The 9408-nt window shown below is 41.1% G+C and carries 11 protein-coding genes; 9 read left to right on the plus strand and 2 right to left on the minus strand.

All coding sequences use genetic code 11. From position 1 onward, the window contains the following. Positions 1–508: glycerophosphodiester phosphodiesterase (gene glpQ, locus SKA34_RS04505; RefSeq protein ID WP_006644324.1), on the plus strand; the 508-nt coding region annotated here is incomplete at its 5' end. Positions 509–562: 54 nt separating this feature from the next. On the opposite strand, the gene SKA34_RS04510 is transcribed toward glpQ, so the two are convergent. Continuing rightward, positions 563–1459, minus strand: a complete 897-nt coding sequence (locus tag SKA34_RS04510; RefSeq protein ID WP_006644325.1) for a LysR family transcriptional regulator ArgP — start codon at positions 1457–1459, stop codon at positions 563–565. Between the two features lie 161 nt (positions 1460–1620). On the opposite strand from SKA34_RS04510, the gene SKA34_RS04515 reads away from it, so the two are divergent. The 8 genes from SKA34_RS04515 (at position 1621) to SKA34_RS04550 (ending at position 9160) form a co-directional block, all read left to right on the plus strand. Next, a complete protein-coding gene (locus tag SKA34_RS04515) occupies positions 1621–2250 on the plus strand; it encodes a LysE/ArgO family amino acid transporter (protein ID WP_006644326.1) in 630 nt (209 codons plus the stop codon). A gap of 21 nt (positions 2251–2271) precedes the next feature. Further along, entirely contained in the window at positions 2272–2754 is a 483-nt protein-coding gene (locus SKA34_RS04520; RefSeq protein ID WP_006644327.1) for a YbaK/EbsC family protein, read from the plus strand. Between the two features lie 380 nt (positions 2755–3134). Beyond that, positions 3135–3554, plus strand: a complete 420-nt coding sequence (rbsD, locus tag SKA34_RS04525; RefSeq protein ID WP_006644328.1) for a D-ribose pyranase — start codon at positions 3135–3137, stop codon at positions 3552–3554. Between the two features lie 25 nt (positions 3555–3579). Then, entirely contained in the window at positions 3580–5085 is a 1506-nt protein-coding gene (gene rbsA / locus SKA34_RS04530) for a ribose ABC transporter ATP-binding protein RbsA (protein ID WP_006644329.1), read from the plus strand. Then, a complete protein-coding gene (gene rbsC / locus SKA34_RS04535; RefSeq protein WP_006644330.1) occupies positions 5082–6065 on the plus strand; it encodes a ribose ABC transporter permease in 984 nt (327 codons plus the stop codon). Before rbsA ends, rbsC begins: the two co-directional genes overlap by 4 nt. A gap of 72 nt (positions 6066–6137) precedes the next feature. Beyond that, a complete protein-coding gene (gene rbsB / locus SKA34_RS04540; protein ID WP_006644331.1) occupies positions 6138–7016 on the plus strand; it encodes a ribose ABC transporter substrate-binding protein RbsB in 879 nt (292 codons plus the stop codon). 191 nt (positions 7017–7207) lie between these two features. Next, positions 7208–8128 (plus strand): ribokinase, encoded by a 921-nt coding sequence (rbsK, locus tag SKA34_RS04545; protein WP_006644332.1) that lies wholly within the window; start codon positions 7208–7210, stop codon positions 8126–8128. 15 nt (positions 8129–8143) lie between these two features. Beyond that, complete coding sequence (locus SKA34_RS04550; protein ID WP_006644333.1) at positions 8144–9160, plus strand: substrate-binding domain-containing protein; 1017 nt, start codon at positions 8144–8146, stop codon at positions 9158–9160. Positions 9161–9233: 73 nt separating this feature from the next. On the opposite strand, the gene SKA34_RS23100 is transcribed toward SKA34_RS04550, so the two are convergent. After that, positions 9234–9404 carry a hypothetical protein gene (locus tag SKA34_RS23100; protein ID WP_255348825.1) on the minus strand — a complete coding sequence of 57 codons (171 nt, stop codon included), beginning with the start codon at positions 9402–9404 and terminating at the stop codon, positions 9234–9236. Positions 9405–9408: the final 4 nt, after the last annotated feature.

The raw sequence follows: 9408 nt of genomic DNA on the forward strand, positions 1-9408 counted from the left end.
ATTAAAACATTACGGCTATACCTCGCAAAGCGACAAAGTATACCTGCAATGTTTTGATGCCAATGAGTTAAAGCGTATTAATGATACCTTGATGCCCGAGATGGGGATGGATTTAAAACTTATCCAATTAATGGCTTACACTGATTGGAACGAAACCATGGTATATAACGGTGATAAAGCAACGCCGTATAGCTACGATTGGATGTTCAAACCAGATGGTATGGCAAAAGTGGCGCAATATGCGGAAGGGATTGGCCCTTGGAAACCGATGTTAGTGGATGATAAATCAACCCAGTCGAACATAATTATAAAACCGTTAATGGCGCAAGCAAAAGCGGTGGGGTTAAAAGTGCATCCTTATACTTTCCGTGGCGATGAAGGACGGATTCCGTCATACGCTGAGAACTTCAATGGCATGCTTGATGTTTTCTATAATCAGGTAAAAGTAGATGGCGTATTTACTGATTTTCCTGATAAAGCAGTGAAATTTCTAAATAATAATAAATAGCTAACACTACATTAAGGATGGCCCTCTCAAGTGAGAGGGCTTTTTTTACTCATCTTATTGAGGCAAATGGCTTTGTGCGTAATGAATGATCGCTTGCGATATTTCTTTTAATACGCCAGTTTCCAATTGCCAGTGATGCCAATAAATTCTATTAGATAAAGCAAAATTCGGCGTAATGTTTACCAGCGTGCCTTTTTCTAATTCCTCGATGATCTGTAATTTGGGGATTAAACAGTAAGCAATACCAGCTATGGCCATTTTAATAAAGGCTTCTGAGCTACTGATTTTATGATGGACGGTATTATCAAGATTTACATTAAAGTGCTGGGTAAGAAATTTCTGGTGCAGATCGTCAAATTGATCGTAAGACACTGCTGGTGCTTTGGCTATCGTTTGGTTATTCACGCCGTTTTTGAAGTATCGCTGAGTAAATTCAGGGCTTGCGACACAAACGTAATCAATACAACCTAAATAGTCGGCTCGACAGGACGGGATCGGTTGTGATTCTACGCTAATTGCGCCTGCCACTTCTCCACTTTTCAATTTTTCGATGGAGAGGTTTTCACCATAAATACTCAATGTAATTTCAACTTGTTTTTGTTTCATCACGTCTTGCAGTGACGGTAACAGCCATGTCGCAAGACTATCGGCGTTGGTAGCAAGTGAAAGTTGAATAGGGCGTGAGCTGGTATCGTTTTCTAACTCTGGCAAAATTTCATGTTCAAGTAATCTAACACGACGATATAACCCCAGCAGCTTTTTGCCTATTGCTGTCGGTTTTGGCGGTTGCTCTCTTATCAGTACTGGTTGAGCCAGAAACTTTTCTAATTGTTTTACACGTTGTGAAATTGCTGACTGTGAAATGAATAGGTATTCAGCGGCACGTTCAAAACTCCCTTGATGAATAATCGCATCTAAGGCTTCAATCCATTTGTAATCTAATCCTCGCACTGCATTCTCCTCGCTTGTGAGTCTCACCAGTTTATATAGGTAATGCCATAATTATAAGTAACTCTAATGTTACATTAAAATCATTAATTATACTTATCAATATAAACCTTTTATCTTCTCGGCTCTTTACGAATATAGTTTTAATGTTGCTGAGGTGAATGATGAGTTTTTGGGTTTTATTACAGGGGTTTGGCTTGGGAGCATCAATGATCATCCCTATTGGTGCCCAGAACGCTTATGTTCTTAATCAAGGCATAAAGCGTAATCACCATTTAACGACAGCAACGATTTGTAGTTTGCTAGATATGCTGTTCATTTCCTTAGGTATTTTTGGTGGCGGTGCGATTCTTGCGCAACATGACATGTTACTAACCTCTGTAACATTAGGCGGCATTGCTTTTTTAACCTTTTATGGTTTGTTGTCATTGAAAAGCGCGTTCAAAAAGCCAAATACTGATGAAAAAAATGGTGAAGTAGTTGCTCGGGGTCGTCGTGCTGTTATCTTAGGAGCATTGGCAGTGACAGTGTTAAATCCGCATTTATACCTTGATACCGTGGTGATCCTTGGTTCATTAGGTGGGCAGTTTGAAGGGAATGATCGTATTTCTTTTGCTGTTGGTACCATCATGGCATCATTTGTCTGGTTCTATAGCCTGTCTTTAGGTGCGGCAAAGCTTGGGCCTGTTTTATCACAACCAAAAGTGAAAAAAGGTATTGATCTATTAGTGGCGGCAATGATGTTTACTATTGCGATCATTCTTGCAAAAGAGTTGATAGGTAAGTATTGGTAACATTAAAAGGGATAGTGATATATGCAATCGTTACAAAAAATTTATGCGTTTAATACCCAACGTTTAAAGTCATTGGCTATCCCTTATCGAGAGTGGGATCACGAAAGCATTCTTGATTTTGAAACCGATCAAAAAGTAGCAGCGAGACTTGGTTGGACGGGTGTACATACTAAAAGCATCTTTATGAAATTTAAAGATCATGGCTATGCGTTGTATTTGACTGATAAAGATTCTCGAATGGACTCGAAAAAAATAAAGATGTTAATCGGTAAGCGCCCTTCTATTTGTAATGGTGAAGAGATGACTGAACAGTTAGGGTGTTTACCTGGTGCTGTATGCCCTGCAGGGCTACCTGAACATGTTGCTATTATTATCGATTCATCCTTGTATGCGTGTGAAGAGTTACTTTATACACCCGGTATACCGGAAATTACGTTTGGCGTGGCGGGGAAGCACTTAAAACAGTTATTAGGATCTGAATCTAATTCTATTTATGAACTGTAAATAACATATCAAGATAAAGAAATTCTAAAGGGCTTTGAGTTTAATATTCAAAGCCCTTTTTCTTTTTTTGAAAAAGGAAATGAACTCGATGCTTAGATAAGTTTTAGTTATTAGATAAAAAGGATGTATAAGTTAGTTATCCGTTTTTTTATTTTTATCGAAACGTTTCGATGGTTAAAGTGTGACCTAGTATTCTTTTTTGTCTTCATATTGATGCTCAAGACCGATCATTCTCACATCTTATTGAACTGGGGATAGTCAAAAAAATCAGCCGGATTATTATGCTATCGAAACGTTTCGATGGTGTTTTCTAAAAAGGTAATTTTCACCTATTAGCAAATGCCTTTAGTAAGAAAACGTATAACCGAATGGTCGATAACATGAAAAAAAGTACCCTCATTAATTCAGAATTGTCTTACCTAGTTGCCACATTAGGGCATACCGATGAAATCACTATTTGTGATGCGGGCTTGCCTATTCCAGATCATGTGCAACGTATTGATTTGGCATTAACGCATGGTGTACCGAGCTTTTTAGATACAGTGCGTGCGATGCTCTCCGAAACATGTATTGAAGGGGTGATCATGGCAGAAGAATTTGCCCAAGTGAGCCCTGAACATCACCAAGCCTTGCTGGTTGAACTTGAACTAGAGCAAGCGAAAATAGATAAAAAAATTCATATTCAATACGTTACCCACGAGCAGTTTAAACAGCGTACGGAACAAAGCCGAGCGATAGTAAGAACGGGCGAATGTACCCCGTATGCCAATGTGATTTTTCAATCCGGTGTGGTGTTTTAATTAAGAGCGACGTTGAGGATAAATTATGACTCAGGCCATTCTACAATTGAATGATATCGAGAAAGCGTTTCCCGGTGTGAAAGCGTTAGATAGAGCTAGTCTTTCTGTGTATGCAGGTCGTGTAATGGCTCTAATGGGCGAGAACGGAGCAGGTAAATCAACCTTAATGAAGGTGCTTACTGGGATTTACCAAATGGATGCAGGAAGTATTCATTATCAAGGTCAGCCAGCTGCATTTAATGGCCCACGTGATTCACAAGAAGCTGGCATTAGTATTATTCACCAAGAGTTAAACCTGATCCCTGAGTTAACCATTGCCGAAAACATTTATCTTGGGCGTGAATTCACGGGCATGATGGGACGAATTCACTGGGAAAAAATGTATGATGAGGCTGATAAACTGTTAAAACGCCTTAATGTTAAACACTCCTCAAAAACGTTACTGGGTGACTTAAGCCTTGGCGAACAACAAATGGTTGAGATTGCCAAAGCACTATCGTTTGAATCTAAAGTCATCATTATGGATGAGCCGACAGACGCCCTTACTGACAAAGAAACAGCATCGTTATTCAACGTCATTAATGAACTTCGTGAGCAAGGTTGCGGCATTGTTTACATCTCTCACCGCTTAAAAGAAATTTTTGAAATTTGTGACGATATTACTGTATTGCGTGATGGAAAGTTCATTGGTGAATGCCAAGTTAAAGAGACCAATGAAGATGGACTGATCGAGATGATGGTGGGGCGTAAGTTGGAAGAACAGTACCCACGTATTGCCGTAAAACATGGCGAAACTTGCCTTGATGTATCTGGACTCACGGGTTCGGGTGTTCATGATGTTAGTTTTTCTCTAAAACGCGGTGAAATCCTTGGTGTATCAGGACTAATGGGCGCAGGGCGTACTGAATTGGTGAAATTGATTTACGGTGCGCTACCAGCCGAAAGCGGTGTGATTATGCTGAATCGCCAAGTTATTAAGCCTGTCACACCTCAAGACGGTTTAAATAACGGTATTGCCTATATCTCTGAAGATCGAAAAGGCGATGGCCTTGTTCTGGGCTTATCTGTAAAAGAAAATATGTCTCTTTGTGCTTTGGATAAACTCACAAAAGGTGTGCAAATTCAGCATAAAGAGGAAGTGGTTGCTGTTGATGACTTCATTAAAATTTTCAATATCAAGACGCCAACACACAACCAAATCATCGGTAACTTATCCGGTGGTAACCAGCAGAAAGTTGCTATCGCAAAAGGGCTAATGACCCAGCCTAAAGTTCTCATTCTTGATGAACCAACACGTGGTGTCGATGTTGGTGCTAAGAAAGAAATCTATCAACTCATCAATAAATTTAAAAGTGAAGGTATGAGTATCATTTTAGTCTCTTCTGAGATGCCTGAAGTGCTTGGTATGAGCGATCGTATCCTCGTTATGCATGAAGGTCGGATTACTGGTGAATTCGATGCAAAAGAGGCTGATCAAGAAAAACTACTCGCGTGTGCCGTTGGCAAAAATATGAATGAGGAAGCAGCATGAGCACTAATACCATGAATAAACCCGCTGAAAAAAATCGTCAAAAGTGGTTTAGCAAAGAGTGGTTAATTGAACAAAAATCATTAATTGCCTTACTTTTTTTAATTGTTGTTGTGTCCTTTTTAAACCCTAATTTTTTTACTGTTGACAACATTCTTAATATTCTTCGTCAAACCTCTGTAAATGCGATTATTGCCGTCGGTATGACTCTGGTTATTTTAACTGCAGGTATCGACCTAAGTGTAGGCTCAGTGCTCGCGCTCTGTGGTGCATTTGCTGCCAGTATGATTGCTTTAGAGGTACCTGTCTTGATTGCAGTGCCAACGGCTTTGCTTGCTGGTGCTTTATTGGGCGGGATTAGTGGTGTGATCATTGCCAAGGGTAAGGTTCAAGCCTTTATCGCGACCTTAGTGACGATGACATTACTGCGCGGTATCACCATGGTGTATACCGATGGGCGTCCTATCTCAACAGGCTTTACTGATACTGGTGATGCGTTTGCATGGTTCGGTACAGGTTATGCGTTAGGCATTCCTGTTCCAGTTTGGCTGATGGTAATTGTCTTTGCTGGCGTTTGGTACCTTTTAAACCACACTCGTTTTGGTCGTTATATTTACGCTCTTGGAGGTAATGAATCTGCGGCTCGTCTTTCAGGTATCAATGTTGATCGTGTGAAAATTGGTGTGTATGCCATTTGCGGTATGTTAGCTGCGCTGGCAGGTATTATCGTGACTTCTCGCTTATCTTCTGCGCAGCCTACGGCTGGTATGGGTTACGAATTAGATGCCATTGCAGCTGTCGTATTAGGTGGAACAAGCTTGATGGGGGGCAAGGGACGTATCATGGGTACGTTAATTGGTGCTCTTATTATTGGTTTCTTGAATAATGCGCTGAACCTACTGGATGTTTCTTCTTATTATCAAATGATTGCTAAAGCTGTTGTTATCTTGCTAGCGGTTTTAGTAGATAACAAAAACAAATAATACGCTACGAATTATTACAACAAACGAGCCAGATGACGTGTACTGGCTCACCCCTACAAAAGGACTAGAACGATGAAAAAAATCGCAACGCTTATTTCAGCTGCACTTATTTCTTCCACGGCGTCTTTCGCGGCGCAAGCTCAAGATACAATGGCTATTGTCGTATCGACGTTGAATAACCCATTTTTTGTATCAATGAAGGATGGCGCGGAAGCTAAAGCAAAAGAGCTTGGATATAAGTTAATTGTATTGGATTCACAAAATGATCCGAGCAAGGAGCTGTCAAATATCGAAGATTTAACAGTGCGTGGAGTGAAAGCGATTCTGATTAATCCGACAGATTCAGACGCGGTGTCAAATGCCATTCGTATTGCAAACCGCGCTAATATTCCAGTATTGACCCTTGATCGCGGTGCACGCCGTGGTGATGTTGTTAGTCATATTGCTTCTGATAACGTTGCAGGTGGTGAAATGGCAGGCCGTTTCATTATGGAAAAAGTGGGGGAGAAAGCAAAAGTTATTCAGCTTGAAGGTATTGCAGGTACATCTGCAGCACGTGAGCGTGGTGAAGGTTTCATGAAAGCGGTAAAAGACAACGACATGGATCTTTTAGCAAGTCAGCCTGCGGACTTTGATCGCACCAAAGGTTTGAACGTAATGGAAAACTTGCTGGCTGCAAACCCTGATGTACAAGCTGTATTTGCTCAAAATGATGAGATGGCACTGGGAGCACTTCGTGCGGTTCAAGCATCCGGTAAAAATGTCCTAATTGTAGGCTTTGATGGAACAGAAGATGGTATTGCTGCAGTTAAGCGCGGTAAATTAGCGGCGACGATTGCGCAACAACCTAATTTAATTGGTGCTCTTGGTGTAGAAACGGCTGATAAAGTACTGAAAGGTGAAAAGGTTGATAAGAGCATCCCTGTACCACTTAAAGTCGTTACAAAATAAGATTTAATTCCATTTATCTATATTTTTCATCGCGATACAGAGTAACCCAATCTCTTGTTTGGGTTGCTCTTTCATATAGCGAGCGATGTTACACATTTAATGACAAAGCTCTAATAGGTTTAAGTTTTTGATAGATCTTAAACCTATTACTCCATTGACGTTAAAGGGTTAACAGAACTAAGGATTAAAGAATGAGTAAGTTAGTGGTTTTAGGTAGTGTGAATGCGGATCATGTTCTTCAAGTGCCTTCATTTCCTCGCCCTGGGGAAACTTTACATGGTCGTAACTACCAAGTTATCCCTGGTGGTAAAGGGGCTAACCAAGCGGTTGCCGCTGCGCGTTTAAATGCTGATATTGGGTTTATTGCGTGCGTTGGTGATGATGCGTTTGGTCTGTTGATGCACGATAATTTCATCAAAGATGGAATTGATGTACGTGGTGTGAAAACAGAAATGGGAACGCCGACAGGTATAGCGATGATCCAAGTCTCTGACTGCGGTGAAAATAGTATCTGTTTATCGGCAGAAGCGAATAATAAGTTAACGGAACAAGCGATTGAATCTGATTTAGACACGATTCGTCAGGCTGAATATTTATTGATGCAATTAGAAACACCGATGTGTGGTATCGAAAAAGCGGCAAAAGTCGCGAAATTAGCTAGTACGACAGTGATTTTAAATCCAGCGCCTGCTCGAGAATTATCAGATGAGTTGTTAGCGTGTGTTGATGTGATCACGCCTAATGAAACCGAAGCCGAAGTGTTAACTGGTGTGATGGTAACGGATAACCAATCAGCACAGCAGGCGGCGGATATTCTTCATGGTAAAGGCATAAAAACCGTAATGATCACTTTAGGTGCGAAAGGGGTATGGTTAAGCCAAAACGGTTCCGGCGATATCATCTCAGGTTTCCGTGTTGAAGCAACAGATACGACGGCGGCTGGCGATACTTTTAATGGCGCGTTAGTGACTGGTTTATTAGAAGATTTGGCTTTAGAATCAGCGATTAAGTTTGCTCATGCTGCCGCTGCGATCTCTGTCACTCGCTTTGGTGCGCAAACGTCTATCCCTACTCGTGAAGAAGTGGATTTGTTTTTAGCGCAACACGCCTAATTAAGGAGAAATAACTTGGCAACGATGAAAGATGTCGCGAAACTGGCAGGGGTCTCTACCTCGACAGTGAGCCATGTTATTAATAAAACCCGCTTTGTCAGTGATGAAATTGCAGAGCGAGTAAATAAAGCTGCGAAAGAGCTCAATTACTATGCACCTTCAGCCTTGGCACGTAGTTTCAAAGTTAACCGGACTAAAACCCTTGGTATGCTGGTAACAACCTCAACCAATCCTTTCTTTGGCGAAGTGGTTAAAGGCGTTGAGCGTCATTGTTACCATAAAGGCTACAGTTTGATTTTGTGTAATACTGAAGGTGATCACCAACGTATGCACGAATCAATCAATACTTTGCTGCAAAAGCGTGTTGATGGATTAATTTTAGTTTGTGCGTCGCTAGAGGGTGAGCGTTTCGATATTTTTGAGCACTATGCAGATATTCCTGTCGTGGTAATGGACTGGGGACCGATGCGGTTCACTAGCGATAAAATTCAGGATAACTCGCTACGTGGTGGCTATATGGCAGCGAAACATTTGATTGATGCGGGGCACAGCGATATTGGTTGTATAACCGGTCCGCTTGAGCGGAACCAAGCTAAAATGCGTTATAACGGCTATTTAGAGGCGATGGGTGAAGCTAGCTTTATTGTTAATCCATCATGGGTAGTGGAAGCGGATTTTGAATGCGAAGGTGGCTATAACGCCTTTATTCAATTGCATGAAAAAGGAAAGTTACCTAGCGCTTTAGTCGTTGCCAATGACATGATGGCAATGGGGGTGATTAATGCTGCGAATGAACTTGGTATTCAGATCCCTGAGCAACTTTCTATTATTGGTTATGACGATATTCATATTGCGAAGTTTATATCTCCGTCCCTTACAACCATTCACCAGCCTAAATATCGTTTAGGCCAAGCGGCTGTTGAGGCGTTACTGAAACGATTAGATGCCCCTGATAATTTCCCGCAAGTGATTGAATTAGAGCCAACCTTAGTTGAGCGAAAGAGTGTGCGAAAGTTAAATGTAGTTGATTGATTGTTTATTTTGCAGCTTTGAAAAAGAATGAAATATCACACCCAGCATAATCTAATGCTGGGTGTTTTTTTATTTATGAATATTGAATAACAGCCATCACGAGTACAACAACCATACTGCTTAACATAGGCACACTCGTCCTTTTGACGACGTCGATAGGTGTTAAGCCAGACATACCGGCAACGGTAATAATAACGCCAGCAACAGGTGACATTGTTCGACCGATACCGGCTGCAAATAAAATCGGA

It is taken from the genome of Photobacterium sp. SKA34 (genome assembly GCF_000153325.1).
Taxonomy (GTDB): domain Bacteria; phylum Pseudomonadota; class Gammaproteobacteria; order Enterobacterales; family Vibrionaceae; genus Photobacterium.